At 72.0% G+C, this 26,031-nt stretch carries 16 protein-coding genes and 5 pseudogenes; 13 read left to right on the plus strand and 8 right to left on the minus strand.

Going from position 1 to position 26,031, the window contains the following annotated elements:
* The first annotated feature begins 93 nt into the window (after window positions 1-93).
* Window positions 94-3,633 (plus strand): DNA polymerase III subunit alpha, encoded by a 3,540-nt coding sequence (gene dnaE / locus MCAG_RS25135; RefSeq protein WP_007075763.1) that lies wholly within the window; start codon window positions 94-96, stop codon window positions 3,631-3,633.
* Between the two features lie 45 nt (window positions 3,634-3,678).
* Here the strand turns inward: dnaE and MCAG_RS35210 are convergent, their stop codons facing one another.
* From MCAG_RS35210 to MCAG_RS25145, 3 genes and pseudogenes are all read right to left on the minus strand, one after another.
* Window positions 3,679-3,963, minus strand: a complete 285-nt coding sequence (locus MCAG_RS35210) for a hypothetical protein (protein WP_007075764.1) — start codon at window positions 3,961-3,963, stop codon at window positions 3,679-3,681.
* A gap of 103 nt (window positions 3,964-4,066) precedes the next feature.
* Window positions 4,067-4,156, minus strand: a pseudogene (locus MCAG_RS35215) (hypothetical protein); the annotation flags it as partial.
* 60 nt (window positions 4,157-4,216) lie between these two features.
* A complete protein-coding gene (locus tag MCAG_RS25145; RefSeq protein ID WP_007075765.1) occupies window positions 4,217-5,956 on the minus strand; it encodes a sensor histidine kinase in 1,740 nt (579 codons plus the stop codon).
* A 137-nt stretch (window positions 5,957-6,093) separates the two neighbouring features.
* Here MCAG_RS25145 and MCAG_RS25150 point away from each other — a divergent pair, with 137 nt between their 5' ends.
* Both MCAG_RS25150 and MCAG_RS25155 read left to right on the plus strand, forming a co-directional pair.
* Complete coding sequence (locus MCAG_RS25150; protein WP_007075766.1) at window positions 6,094-7,488, plus strand: C4-dicarboxylate transporter DctA; 1,395 nt, start codon at window positions 6,094-6,096, stop codon at window positions 7,486-7,488.
* Between the two features lie 164 nt (window positions 7,489-7,652).
* Window positions 7,653-8,691 (plus strand): annotated as a pseudogene (locus tag MCAG_RS25155) (aminotransferase class V-fold PLP-dependent enzyme).
* Between the two features lie 210 nt (window positions 8,692-8,901).
* On the opposite strand, the gene MCAG_RS25160 reads toward MCAG_RS25155, so the two are convergent.
* Complete coding sequence (locus tag MCAG_RS25160; protein ID WP_007075768.1) at window positions 8,902-9,498, minus strand: hypothetical protein; 597 nt, start codon at window positions 9,496-9,498, stop codon at window positions 8,902-8,904.
* A 740-nt stretch (window positions 9,499-10,238) separates the two neighbouring features.
* Between MCAG_RS25160 and MCAG_RS25165 the strand changes: the two genes are divergently transcribed.
* The gene (locus MCAG_RS25165; protein WP_007075769.1) at window positions 10,239-11,807 is read left to right on the plus strand and encodes an MFS transporter; all 1,569 of its coding nucleotides are present in this window, start codon (window positions 10,239-10,241) and stop codon (window positions 11,805-11,807) included.
* An 11-nt stretch (window positions 11,808-11,818) separates the two neighbouring features.
* Window positions 11,819-12,427 carry a TetR/AcrR family transcriptional regulator gene (locus MCAG_RS25170; RefSeq protein ID WP_007075770.1) on the plus strand — a complete coding sequence of 203 codons (609 nt, stop codon included), beginning with the start codon at window positions 11,819-11,821 and terminating at the stop codon, window positions 12,425-12,427.
* Between the two features lie 91 nt (window positions 12,428-12,518).
* Here MCAG_RS25170 and MCAG_RS25175 read toward each other — a convergent pair whose 3' ends face one another.
* Both MCAG_RS25175 and MCAG_RS25180 read right to left on the minus strand, forming a co-directional pair.
* A complete protein-coding gene (locus MCAG_RS25175; protein ID WP_036375175.1) occupies window positions 12,519-14,438 on the minus strand; it encodes a helix-turn-helix domain-containing protein in 1,920 nt (639 codons plus the stop codon).
* 14 nt (window positions 14,439-14,452) lie between these two features.
* A complete protein-coding gene (locus tag MCAG_RS25180; protein WP_007075772.1) occupies window positions 14,453-15,235 on the minus strand; it encodes a 3-hydroxybutyrate dehydrogenase in 783 nt (260 codons plus the stop codon).
* 237 nt (window positions 15,236-15,472) lie between these two features.
* Between MCAG_RS25180 and ruvC the strand changes: the two genes are divergently transcribed.
* The 8 genes and pseudogenes from ruvC to MCAG_RS25220 form a co-directional block, all read left to right on the plus strand.
* On the plus strand, window positions 15,473-16,000 hold the full coding sequence (gene ruvC, locus MCAG_RS25185; protein ID WP_007075773.1) for a crossover junction endodeoxyribonuclease RuvC: 528 nt from the start codon (window positions 15,473-15,475) through the stop codon (window positions 15,998-16,000).
* Complete coding sequence (gene ruvA, locus MCAG_RS25190) at window positions 15,997-16,599, plus strand: Holliday junction branch migration protein RuvA (RefSeq protein ID WP_007075774.1); 603 nt, start codon at window positions 15,997-15,999, stop codon at window positions 16,597-16,599. The genes ruvC and ruvA overlap by 4 nt, the downstream gene beginning before the upstream one ends.
* Entirely contained in the window at window positions 16,596-17,666 is a 1,071-nt protein-coding gene (gene ruvB / locus MCAG_RS25195; RefSeq protein ID WP_007075775.1) for a Holliday junction branch migration DNA helicase RuvB, read from the plus strand. The genes ruvA and ruvB overlap by 4 nt, the downstream gene beginning before the upstream one ends.
* A gap of 139 nt (window positions 17,667-17,805) precedes the next feature.
* A complete protein-coding gene (yajC, locus tag MCAG_RS25200; protein ID WP_083802343.1) occupies window positions 17,806-18,150 on the plus strand; it encodes a preprotein translocase subunit YajC in 345 nt (114 codons plus the stop codon).
* 222 nt (window positions 18,151-18,372) lie between these two features.
* Window positions 18,373-20,286 (plus strand): protein translocase subunit SecD, encoded by a 1,914-nt coding sequence (gene secD / locus MCAG_RS25205; protein ID WP_232290272.1) that lies wholly within the window; start codon window positions 18,373-18,375, stop codon window positions 20,284-20,286.
* 1 nt (window position 20,287) lies between these two features.
* Window positions 20,288-21,475 carry a protein translocase subunit SecF gene (gene secF / locus MCAG_RS25210; protein ID WP_007075778.1) on the plus strand — a complete coding sequence of 396 codons (1,188 nt, stop codon included), beginning with the start codon at window positions 20,288-20,290 and terminating at the stop codon, window positions 21,473-21,475.
* A gap of 96 nt (window positions 21,476-21,571) precedes the next feature.
* Window positions 21,572-22,143 (plus strand): annotated as a pseudogene (locus tag MCAG_RS25215) (adenine phosphoribosyltransferase).
* Window positions 22,144-22,593: 450 nt separating this feature from the next.
* A pseudogene (locus tag MCAG_RS25220) lies at window positions 22,594-24,873 on the plus strand (bifunctional (p)ppGpp synthetase/guanosine-3',5'-bis(diphosphate) 3'-pyrophosphohydrolase); the annotation flags it as partial.
* Window positions 24,874-24,936: 63 nt separating this feature from the next.
* Here MCAG_RS25220 and MCAG_RS25225 read toward each other — a convergent pair.
* Both MCAG_RS25225 and MCAG_RS35220 read right to left on the minus strand, forming a co-directional pair.
* Window positions 24,937-25,776, minus strand: a complete 840-nt coding sequence (locus MCAG_RS25225; protein WP_007075781.1) for a peptidylprolyl isomerase — start codon at window positions 25,774-25,776, stop codon at window positions 24,937-24,939.
* Between the two features lie 67 nt (window positions 25,777-25,843).
* Window positions 25,844-26,031 (minus strand): annotated as a pseudogene (locus tag MCAG_RS35220) (peptidylprolyl isomerase); the annotation flags it as partial.

The raw sequence follows: 26,031 nt of genomic DNA on the forward strand, positions 1-26,031 counted from the left end.
GCCCGCGCGGCTGCTGGAGGTCGCCGATGCCCGGCGATAGGGTGGGCCGACCGATCTCGACAACCCATGATCCGACCCGGGGGGGCGCCACGCATGGGCGATTCGTTCGCGCATCTGCACGTGCACACCGAGTACTCGATGCTCGACGGGTGCGGGCCCGGCTCAAGGACCTCTTCGCCGAGGCCAACCGGCTCGGGCATGCCCGCGGTCGCGATGACCGACCACGGCAACATGCACGGCGCGAACGACTTCTACAAGCAGGCCATGGCCGCCGGGATCACCCCCATCCTGGGCGTCGAGGCGTACGTGGCGCCGGAGTCGCGCTACCACAAGGCGCGGGTGAAGTGGGGCCGGCCGGAGCAGAAGAGCGACGACGTCTCCGGCAACGGCGCGATCACCCACATGACCATGTGGGCGGCGAACAAGACCGGCCTGCACAACCTGTTCACCCTCAACTCGCGCGCCTCCATGGAGGGTCACTACGTCAAGTGGCCACGGATGGACATGGAGTTGATCGCCGAGCACGCCGAGGGGATCATGGCCACCACCGGCTGTCCCTCCGGTGCGGTGCAGACCCGGCTACGGCTTGGCCAGTTCGACGAGGCGCTCAAGGTCGCCTCCGCCTACCAGGACATCTTCGGCAGGGACAACTACTTCCTGGAGCTGATGGACCACGGCCTCGACATCGAGCGCCGGGTCCGCGACGGGCTCACCGAGATCGGCAAGAAGCTCGGCATCCCGCCGGTGGTGACCAACGACTCGCACTACACCCACGAGGCCCAGGCCGAGGCGCACGACGTGCTGCTGTGCGTGCAGACCGGCAGCAACATCGCCGACCCGAACCGGTTCCGCTTCGAGGGCGGCGGCTACTTCATCAAGTCGGCCGAGCAGATGCGCGCCGTCGACTCCTCCCAGCTCTGGTTGGAGGGCTGCCGCAACACGCTGCTGGTGGCGGAGAAGGTCGACCCGGCGGGGATGTTCGAGTTCCACAACCTGATGCCGCGCTTCCCGGTCCCGGAGGGGGAGACGGAGGAGTCGTGGTTCCGCAAGGAGACGTTCAAGGGGTTGGCCCGCCGGTTTCCCGGCGGTGTCCCCGAGGGCCACGTGGTGCAGGCGGAGTACGAGTTGGGCGTCATCATCCAGATGGGGTTCCCGTCGTACTTCCTCGTGGTCGCCGACTTCATCGGGTGGGCGAAGAGTCAGGGCATCGCGGTGGGTCCGGGTCGTGGCTCGGCGGCCGGCTCGCTGGTGGCGTACGCGTTGGGGATCACGGACCTGGACCCGATCCCGCACGGGCTGATCTTCGAGCGGTTCCTCAACCCGGAGCGGGTCTCGATGCCGGATGTCGACATCGACTTCGACGAGCGTCGGCGCGGTGAGGTGATCAAGTACGTCACCGACAAGTGGGGTGAGGACAAGGTCGCGCAGATCGCGACGTTCGGCACGATCAAGGCGAAGGCGGCGATCAAGGACTCGGCGCGGGTGCTGGGGTATCCGTACGCGGTGGGGGACCGGATCACCAAGGCGATGCCGCCGGCGGTGATGGGCAAGGACATCCCGCTGTCGGGGATCTTCGACCCGAAGCACCCGCGCTACGCGGAGGCGGGGGAGATCCGGGGCCTGTACGAGTCGGATCCGGACGTGAAGAAGGTCATCGACACGGCGAAGGGCATCGAGGGGCTGATCCGGCAGACCGGCGTGCACGCCGCCGGGGTGATCATGTCGGCGGAGCCGATCATCGAGCACATCCCGCTGATGCGGCGCGACTCCGACGGGGTGATCATCACCCAGTTCGACTACCCGACGTGCGAGTCGCTCGGGTTGTTGAAGATGGACTTCCTGGGTCTGCGGAACCTGACGATCATCGACGACGCGGTGAAGAACATCCAGCTCAACCACGGCAAGGACCTGGACCTGCTGGGGTTGGACCTGGACGACAAGGCCGCGTACGAGCTGCTGGCCCGGGGCGACACGCTGGGGGTGTTCCAGCTCGACGGTGGGCCGATGCGGTCGCTGCTGCGGTTGATGAAGCCGGACAACTTCGAGGACATCTCCGCCGTGCTGGCGCTGTACCGGCCTGGTCCGATGGGCGTGGACTCGCACACCAACTACGCGCTGCGCAAGAACGGGTTGCAGGAGATCACGCCGATCCACCCGGAGCTGGAGGAGCCGCTGCGGGAGATCCTGGCCCCCACCCACGGCCTGATCGTCTACCAGGAGCAGGTGCAGCGGGCGGCGCAGATCCTCGCCGGGTACACGCTCGGCCAGGCGGACCTGCTGCGCCGGGCGATGGGCAAGAAGAAGAAGGAGATCCTGGACAAGGAGTTCGTGCCGTTTAGGGACGGCTGCCGCGAGCGCGGCTACTCCGACGAGGCGATCCAGGCCGTGTGGGACGTCCTCGTGCCGTTCGCCGGGTACGCGTTCAACAAGGCGCACTCGGCGGCGTACGGGCTGGTGTCGTACTGGACGGCGTACCTGAAGGCGCACTACCCGGCCGAGTACATGGCGGCGCTGCTGACCTCCGTCGGCGACGACAAGGACAAGATGGCGCTGTACCTGTCGGAGTGCCGGCGGATGGGCATCCAGGTGCTGCCGCCCGACGTGAACACCTCCGCCGGGCCGTTCACCCCGGTCGGGAAGGACATCCGGTTCGGGTTGGCGGCGATCCGCAACGTCGGGGCGAACGTGGTGGCCTCGATCATGCGGTGCCGGCAGGACAAGGGCGAGTACGCCGACTTCTACGACTTCCTGGCCAAGGTCGACGCGGTGGTCTGCAACAAGAAGACCATCGAATCGCTGATCAAGGCCGGCGCGTTCGACGTCATGGGCCACACCCGCAAGGGCCTGCTCGCCGTGCACGCCGACGCCATCGACGCGTACGCCGACGTCAAGCGCAAGGAAGCCGTCGGCCAGTACGACCTGTTCGGCGCCGGATTCGGCGACGCCGAGGCCGCCGGCGGCAGCACCACCGTCATGCCGACCATCGGCGAGGCCGAGTGGGACAAGCGGGACAAGCTCGCCTTCGAACGCGAGATGCTCGGCCTCTACGTCTCCGACCACCCGCTGTTCGGCCTCGAACACGTCCTCGGCGCCGCCGCCGACACCACCATCGCCGCCCTGTCCGAGGAGGGCACCGTCCCCGACGGGGCGGTCGTCACCCTCGCCGGCATCCTCTCCGGCGTGCAGCGGCGGGTCACCAAGCAGGGCCGGGCCTGGGCGTCGGCCACCCTGGAGGACCTCGCCGGCGGCGTGGAGACCCTGTTCTTCCCCAACACCTACGAGGTGATCGGCCAGTACATCGCCGAGGACGCGATCGTGGTGGTCAAGGGGCGGGTCGACCGCCGCGACGACACCCCCCGCATCATGGCCATGGACATGCAGCTGCCCGACGTCACCAGCAACCCCGGCAGCAAACCGGTCACCCTCACCATCCCCGTGCACCGCTGCACCCCACCCCTGGTGGAACGCCTCAAGGAAACCCTGGTCCTGCACCCCGGCGACACCGAGGTCCACGTCAAGCTCCTCAACGGCGGCAAGACCACCACCCTGCGACTCGGCCCGTTCCGGGTCGCGGCCACCACCGCCCTGATGGGCGACCTCAAGAGCGTCCTCGGCCCCGCCAACGTCAGCTGACCCGCCGTTCACCGGCCGGCCGGTGAACAGCGGGCACCGCGGGGGTCAGGCCGGGCGGTACTCCATCTCCGGGCGGCCCGGGGAGCCGTAGCGGGGGGTACGCACCGCCCGTTCGGCAGCCACCAGGTACTCCAGGTACCGGCGGGCGGTGACCCGGGAGATGCCGGCCAGCCGGGCCACCTCGGAGGCGGATCGGCCGGCGTCGCCGGTGAGCGAGCCGAGCACCGTGCGCAGGGTCTGCTCGTCGAGCCCCTTCGGCAGGGTGTGCGCGGCCGGGCCGCGCAGGGTGGCGAACATCCGGTCCACCTCGTGCTGGGCGGGCCACCTCACCCTCGGCCAGCACCTGGCGGCGGTACTCGGCGTACCGGTGCAGCTTGTCGCGGAACGCCGCGAAGGTGAACGGCTTGAGCAGGTAGTGGGTCACCCCGAGCGACACCGCCGTACGGACCACCGCCAGGTCCCGGGCCGAGGTCACGGCCAGCACGTCCACCGTGCTGCCGGCGGTTCGCAGCGCCCGGCACACCTCCAGCCCGTGCAGGTCGGGCAGCCGGAAGTCGAGCAGGACGAGATCGACCGGATTCTCCTAAAAACCGCCGCAGCGCCGCCATCGCCTCCCGCGCGGTGTGCGCCACCCCGACCACCACGAACCCGGGCACACAAAAAGGTGTACGTGCGGTGCGCCTCGGCCAGCAGCGGCTCGTCCTCCACCACGAGCACCCGGGATGTCGGTCACGGGCTGCCCCACCCGGCCCGGGACCGGCAGCCGGACGGTGAACAGGGTCCCGCCGTCGACGGAGCGGCCCACGTCGGCCCGGCCGCCGTGGCGGCGTACCACCTGGCCGACGAGGGCCAGACCGAGGCCCCGCCCGGCGCTCTTGGTCGACCAGCCGCGCCGGAACGCGTCGGCCACCCGTTCCGGTGCCAGCCCCGGCCCGCTGTCGCCGACCCGGACCACCACGGCACCGTCGTCGGCGCCGACGAAGACCCGCACCCGCCGGGGTGCCTCGGTGCCGGCCACCGCCTCCAGGGCGTTGTCGATCAGGTTCCCGACGACGGTGATCAGGTCCGTCACAGGCAGCGGGGTGCCGTCGAGCCGGCAGTCCGGTTCCACCAGCAGGTCCACGCCGCGCTCGCCGGCCTGCGCCGACTTGCCCAGCAGCAGGGCGGCCAGGGCCGGCTCGGTCACCGCGCCGACCACCCGGTCGGTGAGCTGCTGGGCGACCGCCAGGTCCTCGGTGGCCAGCCTGACCGCCTCGTCTGCCCGGCCCAGCTCCACCAGCGTCAGCACGGTGTGCAGCCGGTTGGCCGACTCGTGGGTCTGCGCCCGCAGCGCGTCGGTCAGCGCCCGCACCGAGTCCAGCTCGCTGGTGAGGGTACGTAGCTCCGTCTGGTCCCGCAGGGTCAGCACGGTGCCGAGGCGGTGCCCCTCGAACATCGCCGTGCGCTGGTTGACCACCAGCACCCGGTCGCCGGCCACGACCGGCTCGTCGTGCGCGTCCCGCCCGGAGGTCAGCAGGTCCGCCACGGCGGGCGGCAGGTCGACCTCCCCGGCCGGCCGGTCCACCACCGTCGCGTCGTCGGCGAGCCCCAGCAGCCGCCGCGCCTCGTCGTTGACCAGGGCCACCCGGCGGTCCACCGTCGCCACCACCAACCCCTCCCGCACCGAGTGCAGGACCGCGTCGTGGTACTCGTACATCCTGGTCATCTGACCGGGGCCCAGGCCGTGGGTCTGCCGGCGCAGCCGCCGGCTCAGCAGCCACGAGCCGGTCGCCGCGAGGGCGAGCGCCGGGGTGGCGGCGGCGAGCAGCACGGGGGCCTGGGCCAGCAGGCGGCGGTTGATCGCGCTGGTGGAGATGCCGACGGAGACCAGCCCGACGATCCGGCCGTCCGCGGCGCGGACCGGCACCACCGCCCGCACCGACTCGCCGAGGGTGCCCACGTTCGTGGTGGTGAACGCCCGACCCGCCAGCGCCGGCCCGATGTCGCCGACGAACGGCTGACCGATCCGCTCCGGCCGGGGGTGCGAGTACCGCGTCCGGTCGGGGGCCATCACCACCACGAAGTCCGTCCCGGTCGCCACCCGGGTGGCCTCCGCGTACGGCTGGAGCGACGCAGACGGGTCGGCGGAGGCGAGGGCCGCGCGCACGTCCGGAGAACCGGCCACGGTGTGCGCCACGGCCAGCACCTCCTCCCGGGCGGCGTCCCGTGCGTCGCTGCGGGCCAGCCACACGCCGCCCGCTGACGCCGCCAGCACCAGGAGCCCGACCACCAGGGCCTGGAGGGCGAAGAGCTGCCCCGCGATGCTCCACTGCCGTCGGGCCACGACACCTCCTGTCCGCGATTCTGCTGCTGGCGCAAGTGTGGCGCGCCGGTCGGCCGCCGATGTCGGCCGTGGGTCACGGGAGTGAACAGAATGACCACAAGGCTGCCGTGCCGTGAGGCGCAGTTCACATTGTGGGCATGGACACCACCCCCACCGCCACCTCCACCGCCAAGTCCACCCCCACCCGTCGGGACCCCACCCGATACCTCTACCTGGCCGTGATCGCCGCCGCGATCGCGGGCATCATCGTCGGACTCGTCGCGCCCGAGGTGGGCAAGGCGCTGAAACCGCTCGGCACCGGATTCGTCTCGCTGATCAAGATGATGATCAGCCCGGTGATCTTCTGCACGATCGTCCTCGGCGTCGGCTCCGTGCGGCAGGCCACGAAGGTCGGCAAGGTCGGCGGCCTCGCGCTCGGCTACTTCCTGCTGATGTCGACCGTCGCGCTGGCCATCGGCCTCGTCGTGGGCAACCTGATCCAGCCGGGCACCGGCCTGGACCTCGGCACGCAGGCCGCCAGCGCCGGCCAGGCGGCGGCCAGCGGCGAGAGCGGGGGTACGACCGAGTTCCTGCTCGGGATCATCCCGACCACGCTGGTCTCCGCGCTCACCGGGGGGGAGGTGCTCCAGACGCTGCTGGTCGCCCTCCTGGTCGGCTTCGCCGTGCAGAGCCTGGGCAGTCGCGGCGAGCCCGTCCTGCGTGCCATCGGGCTGCTGCAACGACTGGTCTTCAAGGTGCTCGCCATGATCATGTGGGTCGCCCCGATCGGCGCGTTCGGCGCGATGGCCGCCGTCGTCGGCGCGACCGGCATGGACGCCCTGACCAGCCTCGCCCAGATCATGCTCGGCTTCTACGCCACCTGCCTGATCTTCGTGGTCGTGGTGCTCGGCCTGCTGCTGCGTCTGGTCTCCGGCATCTCGATCTTCTCCCTGCTGCGCTACCTGGGCCGGGAGTTCCTGCTGATCCTGTCCACCTCGTCGTCGGAGTCGGCGCTTCCCCGGCTCATCGCCAAGATGGAGCACATCGGTGTCAGCAAGCCCGTCGTCGGGATCACCGTGCCCACCGGGTACTCGTTCAATCTCGACGGCACCGCGATCTACCTGACCATGGCGTCGCTGTTCGTGGCCGACGCCATGGGCAAGCCGATGTCGATCAGCGAGCAGATCGGCCTGCTCCTGTTCATGATCATCGCCTCGAAGGGCGCGGCCGGGGTGACCGGTGCCGGCCTGGCCACCCTGGCCGGCGGCCTCCAGTCGCACCGCCCCGACCTGCTCGACGGCGTCGGACTGATCGTCGGCATCGACCGGTTCATGTCCGAGGCCCGCGCGCTGACCAACTTCGCCGGCAACGCCGTGGCCACCGTCCTGGTCGGCACCTGGACCGGCGAGTTCGACCGCGAGCAGGCCCGGGACGTGCTCGCCGGCCGCTGCCCCTTCGACGAGGCCACCATGCTCGACGAGGACGAGCCCGCCGACGGCTCGCAGCCGCCGGCCGAGCCGCAGCGCCCGGCCCTCAGCAGCGCCTCCGCCTGACCGGCCCCGCCACTGCCCCTCCTGCCCCGCTGCCGCCTCCGCCAGCCGCCCGTCGCCGCCCCCGATTCAGCCGCCGTAGCCCGCTGCCGGTGTCCGATCGGGGGCGGCCACCGTCGGTCGATTGGCGCTCACGACGGCGGCGCGGGCGCACTACGGTCGGTGGCATGGAGTTGGAACAGGCGCGCAAGCTGTGGCAGCCGCAGCCCGGCTGGCTGAACACCGCCAGCTACGGGCTGCCGCCCGAGCCGGGCTGGGCGGCGGTGCAGGAGGCGCTGGCCGACTGGCGGATGGGACGTACCTCCTGGGAGGTTTGGGACGACGCGACCCGGCGGTCCCGGGCGGCCTTTCGCCGCCCTGGTCGGCGTGCCGGCCACCGACGTGGCGATCGGCAGCACCGTCTCCGGGCTGCTCGCCCCGGTCGCGGCGGCCCTGCCGGCCGGCGCCACGGTGGTGGTTCCGGAGGTGGAGTTCACCTCCAACCTCTTTCCCTGGCTGGCGCAGGTCGAGCGGGGGGTGCGGGTGCGGACGGTCCCGCTCGCCGGCCTCGTCGACGCGATCGACGCCGGCACCGACCTGGTCGCGTTCAGCCTGGTGCAGTCCGCCGACGGCACCGTCGCCGACTACGACCGGATCGTCGCCGCGGCCCGGGCGCACCGCGCGCTGGTGGCCGTGGACGCGACCCAGGCGTGCGGTTGGCTGCCGTTCGACGCCGGCCTGGCCGACGTGGTCGCGGTCGGGGCGTACAAGTGGTTGATGGGGCCGCGCGGGTCGGCCCTGGCCTACCTGGCACCCGCGCTGCGCGAGCGGCTGCGCCCCGATGCCGCCGGCTGGTACGCGGGCGAGGACCCGTTCTCCTCCTACTACGGCCCGCCGCTGCGGCTGGCCCGTGACGCCCGGCGGTTCGACCAGTCCCCGGCGTGGTTCAGTTGGGTCGGCACCGCCCCCGCGCTGGAACTGCTCGCCGAGATCGGCCTGCCGGCGGTGCGCGAGCACGACGTGACACTGGCCAACCGGTTCCTCGCCGGGCTGGGTCGGCCGCCGGGAAACAGCGCGATCGTTGCTGTCGAGGTGCCCGGCGCGCAGGAAAAGCTGGAACGGGCGGGCATCCGGGCGGCGGTGCGCACCGGCCGGGTCCGGGCCTCGTTCCATCTCTACACCACCGAGGCCGACGTCGACCTGGCCCTGGAGGCGCTTGCCGGCTGACCGGCCGTTACCGCCGCCCGCCGTGGCGGATCGGCCGGCCGGGCCCACCACGGCGGCGTGCGCGGTTCCGTCCGTAAGCCCGCCCGGCAACTGTCCACCGGTCGGGTTCGGGGGTGCCGGCCGGCCGGGTCCCCTGTGTGTGGGGGCCCGGCCGGTGGTGTGTCGGTGCCTGTGCCTGTGCCTGTGCCTGTGTGCGTGTGGGTGTGTGGGTCAGTTGTTCCAGTGCTGGGCGACGAGGTCGGCGGCCTGCTGTTCCCATTGGGCGTACGCGTCGGGGTAGGCCGAGACCTGGACGGTCTGGGCGGCGTCGGTCAGGGGCATGTTCTGCCAGCCGTCGACCTGTCGCAGGCCCTTGAGGAACGCGGTGGTGGCGTATTCGGGGTTGGTGATCTGTTCGGGGGTGCCCCAGCCGCTGGAGGGGCGTTGCTGGAACAGGCCGAGGGAGTCGTGGTCGTTGCGGTCGCCGAGGTGGCCGAGGTTCTCCAGCTTCGATTCCTGCAGGGCGGTGGCGATGGAGATCACGGCGGCTCGTTCGTCGAGGCCGGTCTTCTTCGTGGCGGCGATGATGGCCTTGACGTTGGCGGTCTGTTCGGTGTTGAGGTTGATGTGGGACTGGGTGCCCTGTACGCCGTGGGGGATGAGTTTGGTGGTGTCCACGGTGTTTGCCTTGTCGGTCTGGATGGCGGCGACGGGGCGGGTGTCGGCGGTGGTGGTGTCGGTGTGGTGCAGGGGGCCGGCGGCGAGGCCACCGGCGAAGGCGAGGCCGGCGATGCCGAGGATGCTGTTGCGCAGGATCGTCGTGTTCATGGGGGTGACTCCAATCGGGGGTCGACACCTACCTGGGGGGGTGGGTGTGTGCACCACGTCGAGGCGCCCGAACAACGGCAGGCAAGCCTGAAGCGGGGAAACAGGCCTGAAGCGGGAAAGTCGCGGCGAGCAGAGCGGGGGCGGAGCGGGGGCGGAGCGGGGAAAGTCGCGGGGAGCGCAGTGGAGAGGGGGCCGGTCTGCCAGGGGTGGCTGGTGGTGGCCGGTCGCGGTGTGACGACCGTCGGCCGGTGCGCATTCCACCGGGGTGGCTCCCCGCCCGGGGGTGGTCACCGGGTGCCCGTTTCCGCGAAAGGGGCGGTGGAGCGGGGTTCTGCTCGATCGTCTGTCAGGTGTAACGACCCCGGCCGGGCCGTCATTCCACGGTCGGGGTGCCGGCGGTCACCCCCGGGGGCCCTGAGGGCCGGTCGGGCGGGGGCGTCTACGGCCACGCCCACCCAGCCCCCTGGGACGGATCGGGCAATCGCCCCAGGGCGGGCCTGACGGGTCGGGTGATCGACTCCATACCGGCGGTATGGGGCATGTGGGCGGGCCGGATGCCCCCATCTGGCGGACACGGAGTCGATCAACGCAGAGCCCGCGCGACGGGCGCGCGTGACCTGGCGCACAAACGATACGGTCCGGTTCCGTATCGAAAATTCCTCGCCTAACCTCGTCCAGGTTACGAGTCCGCCCCGTGTCGTATTTGCGTAGCGGGGCGCACCGGGGGAGAGGGAAGGCCCATGCAAGCGCACGAGAACACCGGACACCCGAGGAGGTGGGCGATCCTCGGGGTGCTGGTGATCAGCCTCCTTGTCGTCGTCCTCGACAACACCATCCTCAACGTCGCCCTGCGTACGCTCGCCGACCCGGTGCACGGCCTCGGCGCGAGCCAGGGCGAGCTGGAGTGGTCGATCAACTCCTACACGCTCGTCTTCGCGGGCCTGCTCTTCACCTTCGGCGTACTCGGTGATCGCGCCGGTCGTAAACGCTTCCTGCTGATCGGGCTGGCCCTGTTCGGCCTGGCGTCGCTGCTGTCGGCGTACGCGCAGAGCCCGGCCCAGCTCATCGGCGCCCGCGCGCTGATGGGCGTCGGCGGGGCGGCGATCATGCCGGTGACCCTGTCGATCATCTCCAACGTCTTCGACCCCCGAGAGCGTGGCCGGGCGATCGGCGTGTGGGCCGGCGCGGTCGGCCTGGCCGTGGCGATCGGCCCGGTTCTCGGCGGTGCGCTGCTGGAACATTACTGGTGGGGCTCGGTCTTCCTGATCAACGTGCCGGTGGTCGCGCTCGGCGTGGTCCTGGTCGCCCTGCTGGTGCCCGAGTCCCGCGACCCCGACCCGGGGCGGGTCGACGTCCCCGGCGTGCTGCTGTCGGTGGTGGGTCTGGTCGCGCTGACCTACGGCATCATCGACGGCGGCGAGCACGGCTTCGACCGGCCCCTGGTCTGGGTGTCGATCCTCGGCGGCCTGGCCGTGCTGACCTGGTTCGTGCTGCTGGAGCTGCGCAGCGACCACCCGTCGCTGGATGTCCGGTTGTTCCGGGTGCCCCGCTTCGCCGCCCCGGTCGCGCTGGTCGGGCTGATCTTCTTCGCAGCCATGGGCGTGATGTTCTTCAGCTCGTTCTACCTGCAACTGGTCCGTGGCTACACCCCGTTGCAGACCGGCCTGCTCTTCCTGCCCTTCGCCGCCGCCCAGCTGATCTTCGCCCCGCGTAGCGCGGCGATGGTCCGCAGGTACGGGGGCCGGGCCGTCGCGGCCGTCGGGTTGGCGCTGTCCACCGTGGCCCTCGCGGCGTTCGCGTTCATCGACGCGAGCACCCCGATCTGGGTGGTCCTGGTGGTCTTCCTCCTCCAGGGCATCGGCATGGCCAACATCATGCCGCCGGCCACCGAGTCGATCATGTCGGCGCTGCCCCGGGAGAAGGCCGGCGTCGGGTCGGCGGTCAGCAACACCGTCCGCCAGGTCGCCGGTGCCCTCGGCGTGGCCGTGCTCGGCTCGGTCCTGTCCGCGGTCTACCGGGGTGACGTCGCCCCTGCCCTGCGTGGCCTGCCGGCCGGGGCGCACGAGGCGGCCAGTGAGTCGATCTCCGGCGCGTACGCGGCGGCCGGGCAGCTCGGCCCGACCGGGCCGGCGCTGGTCACGGCCGCCAATGCCGCCTTCGTCTCGGCGATGCACTGGGCGGCGGCGCTCGCTGCGGTGGTCGCCGCGCTCGGCTTCGTGGTCGTGCTGCGCTGGATGCCAGGCCGGCCCAACGGCCGGGCAGCCGGCTCACCGGTGACAGGTGAACCGGAGTTGGCCGGAACCGCATAGGTACGGCAACAATGTCGGACATGACTTCCACCGCCGATGCTCCGCGGTCGCCCGGGCGACCGCGGAGCAGCCGCGCGGACGAGGCGATCGTGGAGGCCGCCCTCGACCTGCTCGCCGAGGGCAACACGATCGAGGCGCTCTCCATCGAGGCGATCGCGGCCCGGGCCGGGGTCGGCAAGGCGACCATCTACCGCCGATGGCGGAGCAAGGACGCGCTGCTGCTGGACGCGCTGCGTCGGCTCAAGGGTGCCATGCCGAATCCGGCGGGCCACTCCGTCCGGGACGACCTGGTGCTGCTGGTCGGCGCGGTCGGGCACCACATCGACCCGCGCGCCGCCAAGATCATGCCGTGCCTCGTGCCGGAGGTGAACCGCAGCCCCGACCACTTCCAGCTCTACCAGAACATCATCGAGCCCCGCCGGCAGCTGATGCGCGAGGTGCTCCGCCGGGGGGTGCGCCTCGGCGAACTGCGGGCCGACCTCGACATCGAGGTGGCGATGGCGCTGCTCACCGGGCCGATGCTGATCCAGCGGATGCTGCGCTGGCACCCCGAGCTGGACGACACCCTGCTCCCGGACCGGATCGTCGACGGCGTCCTGGACGGCATCCGGGCCCGCTGACGGCACCCAGACCGCTCAGTAGGGCGGCGGCTCGCGGAGCTGGCATCCCACCCGGTCAGGGCGACGGCTCGCGGAGCTGCATCCCACCCGGTCAGGGCGACGGCTCGCGCAGCCGGTGCAGGCGCAGCGCGAGTTGCACCTCCAGCGCCCGGCCGGGCTTCTGCCAGTCGGGGCCGAGAAGCTGACCGACCCGTTCCAGTCGCTGGGTCACCGTGTTGACGTGCACGTGCAGCAGCTCGGCCGCCCGGGCCAGGCTGCCCCCCACCCCGAAGTACGCCTCCAGGGTCTTGACCAGCGCGGTGCCCCGCCGGGCGTCGTAGTCCACCACCGGCCCGACGGTGGTGGCGAGGAACCGGGCCACGTCCCGGTCCCCCCGGTCGCCCACCGCCCCGAGCAGCAGCCCGACGAAACCCAGCTCGGCGGTGCTCGCCCCCTGCCCGGCCCGGCCCAGCGCGCCGAGCGCCGCCAGGCAGCGGTCCGCCTCTTGAAAGATCGTCGCCAGCGAGGCGGGGTCGGTCGACGGGCCGCTCGCCCCGGCGGTCACCGGCCGGCCGGTCACCCGGGACAGGTCCCGGGACACCGCGCGGGCCGCGCCGCCGGCGTCCCGGCCGGGCAGCATCAGCACCACCCGGCCGTCGCGCGCCGCGGCCAGCCCGCCGCGCGTCGAGGCGTACGTGGTGGCCCAGGAGAGCACCCGCTGCCGGGCGGACCCGGTCGAGGCGATCGCGTCGTCCCCGACGGCCACCAGCACGTGCGGGGCATCCAGGTCCACCCCGAGGCGACGGGCCCGGTTGCGCAGCGCGTCGGTGTCGGCCAGCGGCCGGGCGATCAGGTCGTCGAGCAGCTCGCCCCGCACCCGACCCTCCGCCTCGGCCACGGTGCGGCGGAACAGCAACAGCAGCGCGGTCACCAGCGCCGCCCGCTCCAGGATGCGCTGGTCGGCGTCGACCAGCTCGCCGTCGGGGCGCAGCAGAAGCGCGCCCAGGTTCTCCGTGCCGGCGACCACGGCGGCGTACCAGAAGGGGCCCCGGCGGACGCTGCGCCCCTCGGTCCGCGACGCCGCCACCGCCTCCACCAGGCCCGCCCGCTCCGGCTCGTCGATCTGGCCGACCCGGGCCAGCCGCCGCCCCTGGGCGTCCAGCGCCAGCAGCGCCCCGCCGAGCACGTCGGTGACGGCGGACGCCACGTCCTCCACCCCGCCGCCGCGCAGCACCAGCGCGGTCATCCGGTCGTGCGCCGCCGCCGCCCGCTCCACGGAGCTGCTGTGCGCCCGGATGGTGGTGTTGGCCGCCGACAACTCCTCCAGCGCGGCGCGGGTCTCGGCCAGCAGCCGCGCGGTGTCGATCGCCACCGCCGCGTGCGCCGCCAGGGAGACCAGCAGCGACACCTCCTCCCGGGCGAACGGCCGGGCGGAGCGGTTGGCCGCGTACAGCACGCCGATCGAGGTGGAACCGAGCCGCAGCGGCACGCCGAGGATCGCCACCAAGCCCTCCTCGCCCACCCCGGCGTCGATCTCCCCGGTGTGGTGGAAGCGTTCGTCGTCGGGGTAGTTGGCCGTGACGTACGGGGTGCCGGACTGGGCCACGAGGCCGCCCAGGCCCGCGCCCATCGGCAGCCGCAGCCGCTGGAACCGCGCCGAGATCGACCCGTCGGTGACCCGCATGTACGTGTCGCCGCGCTCGTCGTCGTTGAGCGTCATGTACGCCACGTCGGCACCGAGCAGGTGGCGTGCCCGGTGCACGATCGCCCGCAGCACGTCGTCGAGGTCGCGTAGGCCGGCCAGGTCGCTCGCGGTGTCGTACAGGCCGGACAGCTCGGTTTCCCGGCGGCGTCGGCGCTCCAGCAGCGCGCGGACCCGTAGCGCGACCACCTTCGCCTGCTCCAGCTCGGCGAGCCGGTCGGCGGGCACGCCGGCTGCGCGGGCCGCCACCAGCGGGCCCTCGAACTCCACCGCGGCGGCCTCCCGGGCGAGCAGTTCCAGGAACTCCACCGGCGACGACATGACCGACATTGTGCGCGAGGCCACTAGTTCGCCGTCCAGCCCCCGTCGAGGGCGATGGACGTGCCGGTGATGAACGCGGCCGGCGGCGCGCACAGGTACGCCATCAACTCCGCGACCTCCTCCGGCTCGATGAGCCGCTTGATCGCCGCCCGGGCCAGCATGATCTTCTCCACCACCTCGGCCTCGCCGATGCCGTGGGTGGCGGCCTGGTCGGCGATCTGGCTCTGCACCAGCGCGGTCCGCACGTACGCCGGGTTGATGCAGTTGGCGGTCACCCCGCGCGCCGCGCCCTCCAGCGCGACCACCTTCGACAGCCCCTCCAGGGCGTGCTTCGCCGACACGTACGCCGACTTGTACGGCGAGGCCCGCAGCCCGTGCACGGAGGAGATGTTGACGATCCGCCCCCAGCCCCGGGCGTACATGTGCGGCAGCGCCCGGCGGACGATCCGGAACGGCGCCTCCACCATCACCCGGTGTATGTGGGCGAAGCGCTCGGTCGGGAAGTCCGGCACCGGCGCGACGTGTTGCAGGCCGGCGTTGTTGACCACGATGTCCACGTCGGCGTCGAGCCGGTCCACCGCCGCCGGGTCGGCCAGGTCCACCCGCTCGGCCCGGCCGCCGGCCAGCGCGGCGACCTCCTCGGCCGCCTCGGCGTCGCGGTCGACCACCAGCACGCGGGCGCCGGCCGCGGCGAGCCGTAGGGCGCAGGCCCGGCCGATGCCGCCGCCACCGCCGGTCACCAACGCGGTGCGACCGGCCAGGTCGACCTGTACGACGTGGGGGACCACCACGGGTTCTGCCGTCATGGCGCACAAAGTTACGAGCTGGGTGGCCGGGGGCACATGGGGCCGGAGCACATACTCGACACCTCGACTGTGTGCCGCAAGACGCATTCCGTCCGCTCCGGCGGCCCCACGGACCGCCCGCCGGGCACCCGCCGCCGCCGGCCGGGGCGGGGTGCCGGCGTGTCCCCGGGGCGGGTTTCCGGGGCGCCCAGTAGGGTGTCGAACACACGTACTGCTGGCGTGGTGGGAGGAGGCGGCGTGCGCGTGCTCGGCGTCGACCCGGGGCTGACCCGGTGCGGGGTCGGCGTGGTCGAGGGCGTGCCGGGCCGCCCCTGCACCCTGCTCGCCTACTACGTCGTCTACACCGACCCCGGCGAGGACCTGCCGCTGCGCCTGCTGCACCTGGACCGCTCGCTCACCGACCTGGTGGCCGAGCACCGGCCGGACGCGGTCGCCGTCGAGCGGGTGTTCAGCCAGCACAACGTGCGTACCGTGATGGGCACCGCCCAGGCCAGCGGGATCGCGGTGCTGGCCGGCGCGCGGGCCGGGCTGCCGGTGCAGACGTACACCCCGAGCGAGGTGAAGGCCGCCATCACCGGGTCCGGTCAGGCGGACAAGGCGCAGATGACGACCATGGTGACCCGGTTGCTGCGGCTGCCCGAGCCGCCGAAGCCGGCAGACGCCGCCGACGCCCTGGCCCTGGCCATCTGCCACGTCTGGCGCGGCGGCACCCGCTCGAAGCTGGCCGCCGCGGCCGACCGGGTACGACGAGGAGGAGCACGATGATCGCCAGTGTGCGCGGGACGGTGACCGCGACCGGCCCGGACCACGCGGTGGTGGAGGTCGGTGGGGTGGGCCTGGCGGTGCACTGCGCCCCCGGCACGCTCGCCGAGCTGCGGATCGGCCAGCCGGCCAGGCTGGCCACCAGCCTGGTGGTCCGGGAAGACTCGCTCACCCTCTACGGCTTCGCCGACGACGACGCCAAGCAGCTGTTCGAGCTGCTCCAGACCGCGAGTGGGGTGGGTCCCCGGCTGGCCCAGGCGGTGCTCGCCGTGCACACGCCGGACGCGGTGCGCAAGGCGATCGCCAATGCCGACACCGCCGCGCTGACCCGGGTGCCGGGCATCGGTAAGAAGGGCGCCGAGCGCCTGGTGCTGGAGCTGCGGGACCGGATCGGCCCGGTGCCGGTGGGCGCCGACGGCGCGGCCGGGGTGACCGGGGGCGCCTGGCCCGACCAGGTCCGTCAGGCCCTGGTGGGCCTCGGCTGGACGGCCGGGCAGGCCGACCAGGCGGTGGCCGCGGTCGCGGAGACCGTCGACGGCCCGCCGCCGCCCGTGCCGGTCCTGCTCAAGCAGGCCATCCGTCTTCTCGGCCGGGCCCGATGACGGGCCCCGACGGCAACCTCGTCTCGGCGTACGTCAACGACGCGGAGCGGGACGCGGAGGCCAGCGTCCGGCCGAAGCGGCTGGAGGAGTTCATCGCCCAGCACCGGGTCCGCGAGCAGCTCGACCTGCTGTTGCGCAGCGCGATGCGGCGCGGTTCCCCGCCCGATCACATCCTGCTGTCAGGGCCGCCCGGCTTGGGTAAGACCACCCTGGCCAACATCGTGGCGGCCGAGCTGGGCGCCGGCATCCGGGTGACCAGCGGCCCGGCCATCGAGCGCTCCGGCGACCTCGCGGCGATCCTGACCAGCCTCGGCGAGGGCGACGTGCTGTTCATCGACGAGATCCACCGGATCGCCAAGCCGGCGGAGGAACTGCTCTACAGCGCGATGGAGGACTTCCGGGTCGACGTGGTGGTCGGCAAGGGGCCGGGGGCCACCGCCATCCCGCTGGACGTCGAGCCGTTCACCCTGGTCGGGGCGACCACCCGCTCGGGCCTGCTGACCGGGCCGATGCGGGACCGCTTCGGCTTCGTCGCGCACCTGGACTTCTACTCCCCGGCCGACCTGGAGGTGCTGCTGCGTCGGTCGGCGCGCATCCTCGGGGTGCCGATCACCGACGACGGCGCCGTCGAGATCTCCGGCCGGTCCCGGGGCACCCCCCGGATCGCCAACCGGCTGCTGCGCCGGGTGCGCGACTTCGCCGAGGTCCGGGCCGACGGCGTGGTCACGGTGGAAACCGCCCGGGCGGCCCTGACGGTGTACGACGTCGACGCGCTCGGGCTGGACCGGCTGGACCGGGCGGTGCTCACCGCGCTGGTCGACTCGTTCCGGGGCGGCCCGGTGGGCCTGTCCACGCTGGCCGTGGCGGTGGGGGAGCAGCCGGACACCGTCGAGGAGGTCTGCGAGCCGTTCCTGGTTCGGGCCGGGTTGCTCGCCCGTACGCCCCGGGGGCGGGTGGCCACCGAGGCGGCCTGGCGACATCTGGGCCGTACCCCGCCGAATGGTACATTTGGCATTGAGGCTGCTCCCGTGCCCGATCTGTTCTCCGCCGCGCCTGATGAGCCGTGATCCGTTCGTGATCTGTGTCGCATTCGGCGTTCCCAGGTGCAGGGACTAGACTCGCCGCGGTCTGTACAGGACGTGAGAATCCGCCTCCGCTCCGGTGCCCCTCGTGCCGAGCCGGAGGCCAATCGGAAGGTCAGTAACCGTGCTTTACGCAGCAGCGGGTGGCGGAGGAGCCGGCGGACTCACGCCGATCCTCATGATTGCCCTGCTCTTCGGCGTCATGTACTTCATGATGATCCGCCCCCAGCAGAAGCGCCGCCGCGAGGCGGAGCGGATGCAGTCCGCCCTCGCCCCCGGCGACGAGGTGGTAACCATCGGCGGTCTCTACGGCACGGTCACCGGCGTGGACGACGAGACCGTCCTGATCGAGGTCGCCCCCGGTGTGCAGACCCGGTACGCCCGTCCGGCCATCGCCCGCGTCGTCAGTCAGGCCGCGCGGGCCGAGCCGGCCGAGGCGACCGAGGACGCCGAGACCGTCAAGGAGTGACCCGTCGTCCCGGGACGGGGCAGCGGAGACAGCGATAGAACTGGATAGTTGGGTCGACACCCGACGCCGCCGCGTGAGCGCTGCCGGCCGCCGCCCCCGCGGCGGCCGGGGGCAGCCATGTCGACGTCGGGTCGCCGGCCCCGACACCCGTCGCCGGGATCCCCGGCCCGACACTCGTGCCGCCGCCCCGGCGGCGCGACCGTAACAGGGAGACAGACAGCCGTGGCACCACCACCTCAGGGACAGATGCGGCCCGGACGGCAGCTCGCCGTGCTCGGGTTCATCTTCGTCGTCCTCTATCTCTTGGTGTTCTTCTCGGGCGGCGCCAGTGGTGGCTTCAAGGACCGGTTGGAGCCCCGGCTCGGTCTGGACCTGGTCGGCGGCACCCGGCTGACGCTGGAGGCGACGAACAGCCTCGACGGCAAGCCCCCGACGGCGGAGAACCTCGAAGAGGCCCGCCAGATCATCGAAAGCCGGGTCAACGCGTACGGCGTGGCCGAGGCCGAGGTGGTCACCGAGGGCAACCGGAACATCGTCATCTCCCTGCCCGGCGAGAACCGCGACCTCACCGACGTCGGCAGCGCGGCCGAGCTGCGCTTCCGCAAGGTGCTCAAGGCCGCCGACGGCAGCGGCGCGGCAGCCGCCCCGGCGCCCACCCCGACGCCGGCCCCGTCCGGCACGGCCTCGCCGGCCCCGTCCGGCAGCGCCAAGCCGTCGGGCAGCGCGTCGCCATCGGGCGCCAAGGCCACCGCGTCGCCGAGCGCGGGCGGCCAGGGCGGCGGGGCACCGGCCCCGAGCGCCAGCGCCTCCGGATTCGCCGTCGCCGAGCGCCGCCGCGCCGTCGCCGAGCGCCAGCGCCGAGCCGGTGCCGCCGGGCGTCGAGGAGCAGCGCAAGGCCGTCGAGCAGAAGGTCGGCGCCGCCGCGTGGCAGGCCGCCAGCGGCCTGCAGGCCCCGGCCGACCTGACCGCCGACCCGTCGCTGGCCGAGAAGCTCAAGCCGTTCGGCACGCTCACGCCGCGCGAGGTCGCCGTGCTGCCGGTGAGATGCAGTTCACCGTCCCGACGATCACCTGCGCGCAGCTCGACAAGCGCCCGCCGGCGTCGATCAAGGACGAAAAGCAAAAGGCGGTCGCCTGCGAGGACGGCGTCCAGAAATATCTGCTCGACGTGGCGAAGGTGCTCGGCACCGACGTCGGTGACGCCAACGCCGTGCTCGACCAGACCAGCTCCTGGGTGGTCAGCCTCGACTTCAAGGGCGACGGCCAGGAGAAGTGGACCAACCTGACCCGCGAGGCGTTCAACAACGAGGGCCAGGCCTGCGACCAGACCGCGCTGGGCCAGGACGGCAAGTGCCGCGTCGCCGTGGTGCTGGACAACAAGGTCGTCTCCTCGCCGGAGATCCAGGGCGTGCTGACCGGTGACTCGCAGATCACCGGGAGCTTCGACAACAAGACGGCCAGCGCCCTGGCCAGCCAGCTGCGCTACGGCGCGCTGCCGGTGACCTTCGAGGCGCAGGAACAGCAGAACGTCACCGCCACCCTCGGCGCGAGCCACCTGCGCGCGGGCCTGCTCGCCGCCGGCATCGGCATGCTGCTGGTCATCATCTACTCGTTCTTCTACTACCGGCTGCTCGGCTCGGTCATCTTCCTGAGCCTGGTGCTCTCGGCGCTGCTGGTCTTCGGCGCGCTGATCGTCCTGGGCCGGCAGATCGGCTTCACCCTCACCCTCGCCGGCATCGCCGGCATGATCGTCTCACTCGGCGTGGCGGCGGACTCGTTCGTCATCTACTTCGAACGGCTCAAGGACGAGATCCGGGAGGGCCGCAGCCCCCGCAGCGCGGTGCCGCGGGCGTGGATCCGGGCCCGGCGGACGATCATCTCGGCGAACGCGATCACCATCCTGTCGGCAGTGGTGCTCTACATCGTCTCGGTCGGCGCGGTGAAGGGCTTCGCCTTCGCCCTCGGCCTGGCCACGGTCCTCGACCTGGTCGTCGTCTTCCTGTTCCGTCACCCGATCATGACGATGTTCGCCCGGACCCGGGCGTTCCTGTCCCCGCGGGTCAGTGGTCTCGGCCGGATCCTTCCGCCCGCGCGCAGCGAGCAGGCCACCCGCACCTCGCGCGTCAAGGAGGCCTGAGATGGCTAAGACTGGTTTGGCGAGTCGCCTCTACGCGGGCGAGGCCGGCCTCGACGTCATCGGCCGGCGCAAGCTGTGGTTCGGCGTCGCCGGGGCGCTGATCCTGATCGCCGTGCTGAGCTTCGCCCTGCGCGGCTTCACCCTGGGCATCGAGTTCGCCGGCGGCAACTCGTTCCAGGTGCCGGCCAGCGTCGGCACCCTCGACGACGCCGAGCGGACGGTGGACGCGGCGCTGGCGAGCACCGCGGCCGGGGCCGAGGTGGTCACCGCGCAGAAGGTCGGCGGCACCGGCGGTGACTTCTACGAGATGCGTACCTCGCAGCTCACCGCCGAGCAGGCCAACGCGGCGAAGACCGAGATGGCCCGCGCGTTCGGCATCCAGCCCGACCAGATCAGCGGCAACCAGGTCAGCGAGGCGTGGGGCAGCCAGGTCACCTCCCGGGCGCTGCTCGGCCTGGTGATCTTCATCGCGCTGGTGACGGTCTACCTGGTCCTGCGGTTCGAGTGGCGGATGGCGGTCGCCGCCGTCTCCTCGCTGTTCATGAACCTGATCCTCACCGCCGGCATCTACTCGCTGGTCGGCTTCGAGGTCACCCCGTCGACGATCATCGGCTTCCTCACGATCCTGGGCTTCGCGCTCTACGACGTGGTGGTGGTCTTCGACAAGGTCCAGGAGAACACCCGGGGCATCACCGCGAACAACAACCAGACGTACGGTGAGGCGGCCAACCTGGCCATCAACCAGAGCCTCATGCGGTCGCTGAACACCTCGGTGGTCGCGCTGCTCCCCGTCGGCGGCCTGCTCTTCATCGGTGCCGGCCTGCTCGGCGCGGGCACCCTGAAGGACCTCGGCCTGGTGCTGTTCGTCGGTATGGCGGTCGCCTTCCTGACCTCCATCCTGCTGGCCACCCCGCTGCTGGTGCTGCTGAAGAACTACGATCTGCGGATCCAGGCGCACAACAAGCGGGTCCTGGCCCGGCGGGGTGCCCTCGCCGGGGGCGAGACCACCCCGAAGGGCACGCCGCGACCGGCCGCCGACGGCGACGAGCCCGTCGACGCCGACGCGGCCCTGGCCGGGGCCACCCCGAAGGTGGGGGCCCGGCCCGCCGGCAAGCGCTCGACCGGCGCCCGGGGCGGTCGCCCCGCCGGCGGCGGCGGTAACCGGCCAGGCGGCGCCAAGCGGCGCTGATCCGCCACACCCGGTAGGAAACGATCCGACGGCGTCCTTCATGCTGTGCGAGCAGCGTGCAGGACGCCGTCGGCTATGAAGGGAGACGGGACCGTCGTGACGGAGACGCACAGCGTCGGGGTACGGGGAGACAGCGGCCCACAGGCCAGCCGAGTTGGTCGCCAGACAGCGTGCTGGACGTGCGGACTACCCGAAGCCGGGTGTGATGTTCAAGGACCTGATGCCGCTCTTCGCCGAACGGCGAGGTGTTCCGGCAGGTCGTCGACGGGAATCGTGGCGTACCACGGGCGGGACGCGTTTCGACGCGGTGGTGGGCATCGAGGCGCGGGGCTTCGTCATCGCGGCCGCCATCGCGTACGCGACCCGGGGTGGGCGTGGTGCCGGTGCGTAAGGCCGGCAAGCTCCCCCGGCCCGCCTACTCGGCCTCGTACGCCCTGGAGTACGGGGAGGCGACGCTGGAGGTGCACCAGGACGCGTTCACCGCCGGGCACCGGGTGCTGGTGGTCGACGACGTGCTCGCCACGGGCGGCACCGCCGAGGCCACCCTCGACCTGGTGGAGCGGGCGGGTGGCACCGTGGCCGGCTTCACCGTCCTGCTGGAGCTGGGCTTCCTCGGCGGGCGCGAGCGGCTCGCCCCGCGCCTCGTGCACGCCCTGCTGAGCGTGTGAGCAGCCCGGGGTGTGCCACCGCCGAGCACCCGGTGGCCGGCACCCGGCGCGCCGGCTGTGCCGTTCGTGCCCCGCTGCCCGATTGGTGGGCCCCCGCCGCCGGACGGACCCGGTGGGGACCGTCCGGCGGAGCGGCGGGGCACCGTGCGTGCGGGTAGCATTGCCCTTTGCTGACCGGGCGGGTGACCGTCCGGGCGGCACGAGACCAGGCCGGCCGGACGGTCGGCGCATCCCCGGCGAGCGGTGAGGAGGCCGGTGTCCCACGATGTCGTCCCTCCGGTGGAGGGCACGGTGCACCCGACAGGCGACGCTGACGGTTTGGTGACCGACCGGGGCGATGACGCCCGGGCCGCCGGGAACGGCGCGGGCCCCGCGTCCGCCGACGGCAGGGCAGCGGGGGCCGGTGTCGGGACGCCGGTGTTCGCGGCCGACGTCGCCGACGATCCGTCGCCGAGCGGTGGATTCGCCCTCTCCAACGCGCCCACCGGGCGGCGGGTACGGGCCAGGCTGGCCCGGTTCAACGCGCCCTGGCAGACCTCGCAGGTCAGCGAGGTGCTGGAGCCGCTGATCTCCAGCCACCGGGAGAACCACCCCAAGGCCGACGCGCGGCTGATCCAGACCGCGTTCGACACCGCGAACCGCTGGCACTCCGGCCAGTACCGCAAGTCCGGCGACCCGTACATCACCCATCCCCTCGCGGTGGCCACCATCCTGGCCAACCTGGGCATGGACACCACGACCCTGGTCGCCGCGCTGCTGCACGACACGATCGAGGACACGGAGTACACGCTCGACCAGATGCGGGCCGACTTCGGCGGCGAGGTGACGCTGCTCGTCGACGGGGTGACCAAGCTCGACAAGGTCAAGCTCGGCGACGCCGCGAAGGCGGAGACGATCCGCAAGATGGTCGTGGCGATGGCGAAGGACCCGCGGGTCCTGGTGATCAAGCTGGCCGACCGGCTGCACAACATGCGCACCCTTTCCTTCCTGCCGGCTCCGAAGCGGGAGCAGAAGGCGAAGGAGACGCTGGAGATCCTCGCCCCCCTGGCCCACCGCCTCGGTATGAACACGATCAAGTGGGAGCTGGAGGACCTCGCGTTCGGCACCCTGTTCCCGAAGCGGTACGAGGAGATCCTGCGCCTGATCGGGGAGCACCAGCCGCAGCGGGAGTCGCTGCTGCGCCAGGTCACGCAGAAGGTGGGCACCGACCTGAAGGCCGCCAAGATCAAGGCGGAGACGACCGGCCGGCCGAAGCACCTGTACTCGATCTACCAGAAGATGATCGTGCGGGGCCGCGACTTCAACGACATCTACGACCTGGTCGGGGTGCGGATTCTGGTCGACACGGTGCGGGACTGCTACGCCGCGCTGGGCGTGATCCACGCGAACTGGCAGCCGGTGCCGGGCCGGTTCAAGGACTACATCGCGATGCCCAAGTTCAACATGTACCAGTCGCTGCACACGACGGTCATCGGGCCCACCGGCAAGCCGGTGGAGATGCAGATCCGCACGTACGCGATGCACCGCACCGCCGAGTTCGGCATCGCCGCGCACTGGAAGTACAAGGAGCACAAGGGCACCCAGATCGTCGGCCCGCCCGCGCACATCGACGAGATGACCTGGCTGCGTCAACTGCTGGACTGGCAGCGGGAGGCGGCCGACCCGAGCGAGTTCCTCGACGCGCTGCGCTTCGACCTGTCCAGCCAGGAAGTGTACGTCTTCACCCCCAAGGGCGACGTCATCCCCCTGCCGACGGGGTCGACGCCGGTGGACTTCGCGTACGCGGTGCACACCGAGGTCGGGCACAAGTGCATCGGGGCGCGGGTCAACGGCAAGCTGGTGCCGCTGGAGTCGACGCTGTCCAACGGCGACGTGATCGAGATCTTCACCTCGAAGTCCGAGACGGCCGGGCCGACGCAGGACTGGCTGGGCTTCGTCAAGAGCCCCCGGGCGCGCACGAAGATCCGGCAGTACTTCAACAAGGAGCGGCGCGAGGAGGCGATCGAGGCCGGCAAGGACTCGATCGTCAAGGCGATGCGCAAGCAGGGCATGCCCCTGCAGCGGATGCTCACCTCCGACGCGCTGATGGCCATCGCCCGGGACCTGCACCTGGCCGACGTCGCCTCGCTGTACGCGGCGGTCGGCGACAGCCAGGTCTCCGCCCAGTCGGTGGTGCAGAAGCTGATGGCCGCGTACGGGGGCGAGGAGGGCGCGGCGGAGGACATCGCCGAGACCGCCGTGGCCACCCGGCCGCCGCGCAGCCGGCAGAGCAGCGCCGACCCCGGCGTGGTGGTCCGGGGCGTCAGCGACGTCTGGATCAAGCTGGCCCGGTGCTGCACGCCGGTGCCGCCGGACTCCGTCTTCGGGTTCGTCACCCGATCGGGCGGGGTGAGCGTGCACCGCGACGACTGCGCCAACGCCGAGGACCTGCGGGCCCAGAGCGAACGGGTGGTCGAGGTGAGCTGGAAGCTCACCTCCGCCTCCACGTTCCTGGTGGCCATCCAGGTGGAGGCCCTCGACCGGCACAAGCTCCTCGCGGACGTCACCCGGGTGCTCTCCGAGGAGCGGGTCAACATCCTCTCCGCGACGGTCACCACCACCCGCGACCGGGTGGCGGTGAGCCGGTTCAGCTTCGAGATGGCCGACCCGAAACACCTCGGGCACCTGCTGGCCGCCGTCCGCAAGGTCGACGGGGTGTTCGACGCCTACCGGGTCACCTCGGGGGCCTGAACCGCACACGGAAAGCGCCCGCCGGCGACAGAGCCGGCGGGCGCTTTCCGTGTGCGGGGGCGGTCAGCCCTGCGGCTCGCTCATCGTCAGCTTCGTGATGACGACCTCCTTCTTGGGGTGGCCACCGCCGGCCTGCTTGGCGTACGCGCCGTCGTCGCCGGCCTTCGCCACTTCCTTGACGATGTCCATCCCGCCAGTGATGGTGCCCAGCACGGTGTAGTTCGCGTCCAGCGGCGAGTCGCCGTAGACGACGAAGAACTGGCTGCCCGTGCTGCCCGGTTGCCCCGAGTTGGCCATCGCGATGACGCCCTCCGGGTACGGCGGGCGCTTGTCGGTCGGCAGGTTCTCCTCCGTCATCCGGTAGCTGGGACCGCCGGTGCCGTCGGTGTCCCGCCAGCCCTTGCCGGTGGCGCTCGGGTCGCCGCACTGCAGCACCTTGATGCCCTCGGTCACCAGGCGGTGGCACTTGGTGTTGTCGAAGAAGTTCTTGCTCGCCAGGTGGGTGAAGCTGGCGGCGGTGCACGGCGCGGCGGACCGGTCGACCTTGGCGGTGATCGGGCCCAGGTTGGTGTCCATCGTCAGGGTCTGGGTGCCGGTGTTCGGTTGCTGGGCGGCCGGCAGCCCGACGTCCTTGATCTCCTTGGTCCGCTGGTCCTTGGGGATCTCGGTCCAGGCGCACTGCACGAAGCCGGGGTTGGCGGCGGTGTCCTGGGCCTTGTCGTCGTCACCGCCGATGCTGGTGGCGAGCCAGACGGTGCCGGCGACCACGAGCAGCAGGGCCGCCCCGGCCCCGACGATCGCCTGCGTCTGCCGGCGCTTGCGGGCCCTGGCCGCGCGCTCGGCCATCTCCCGCTCGAGTCGGGCGCGCGCCGCCGCGCGCTGCCGCTCTTTCGTGGACGTCACGGTCGATCCTCCTGGACTGTCTCGGGCGCGGCCGGTGCCGCAGGCTGTGTGGTTCGGGGGAGCCGGGTCAGCCGGCGTCGGGGCTGGCCGTGGGGCCGCTGGTGGCCGGGGCCGGGGCCGTCGTCGGCTCGCCGACGGTGAGACTCTGGATCACCACGTCGGTCTTCGGCTTGACCTTGGCTCCGCTCCCATTGTCCACGGTCGGCAGGGCACCGATCTTCGTGAGCACGTCCAGGCCGCCGGTGACCTTCCCGA

It is taken from the genome of Micromonospora sp. ATCC 39149 (genome assembly GCF_000158815.1).
Taxonomy (GTDB): domain Bacteria; phylum Actinomycetota; class Actinomycetes; order Mycobacteriales; family Micromonosporaceae; genus Micromonospora.

Bases quoted from the DNA above. Each gene is read 5' to 3' on its own strand.
- MCAG_RS25160 (WP_007075768.1), bottom strand. From the start codon at position 9,498: ATGAACACGACGATCCTGCGCAACAGCATCCTCGGCATCGCCGGCCTC.
- dnaE (WP_007075763.1), top strand. From the start codon at position 94: ATGGGCGATTCGTTCGCGCATCTGCACGTGCACACCGAGTACTCGATG.
- ruvB (WP_007075775.1), top strand. From the start codon at position 16,596: ATGACGGGCCCCGACGGCAACCTCGTCTCGGCGTACGTCAACGACGCG.
- MCAG_RS25150 (WP_007075766.1), top strand. From the start codon at position 6,094: ATGGACACCACCCCCACCGCCACCTCCACCGCCAAGTCCACCCCCACC.
- MCAG_RS25175 (WP_036375175.1), bottom strand. From the start codon at position 14,438: ATGTCGGTCATGTCGTCGCCGGTGGAGTTCCTGGAACTGCTCGCCCGG.
- MCAG_RS25165 (WP_007075769.1), top strand. From the start codon at position 10,239: ATGCAAGCGCACGAGAACACCGGACACCCGAGGAGGTGGGCGATCCTC.
- MCAG_RS25170 (WP_007075770.1), top strand. From the start codon at position 11,819: ATGTCGGACATGACTTCCACCGCCGATGCTCCGCGGTCGCCCGGGCGA.
- ruvA (WP_007075774.1), top strand. From the start codon at position 15,997: ATGATCGCCAGTGTGCGCGGGACGGTGACCGCGACCGGCCCGGACCAC.
- MCAG_RS25180 (WP_007075772.1), bottom strand. From the start codon at position 15,235: ATGACGGCAGAACCCGTGGTGGTCCCCCACGTCGTACAGGTCGACCTG.
- secF (WP_007075778.1), top strand. From the start codon at position 20,288: ATGGCTAAGACTGGTTTGGCGAGTCGCCTCTACGCGGGCGAGGCCGGC.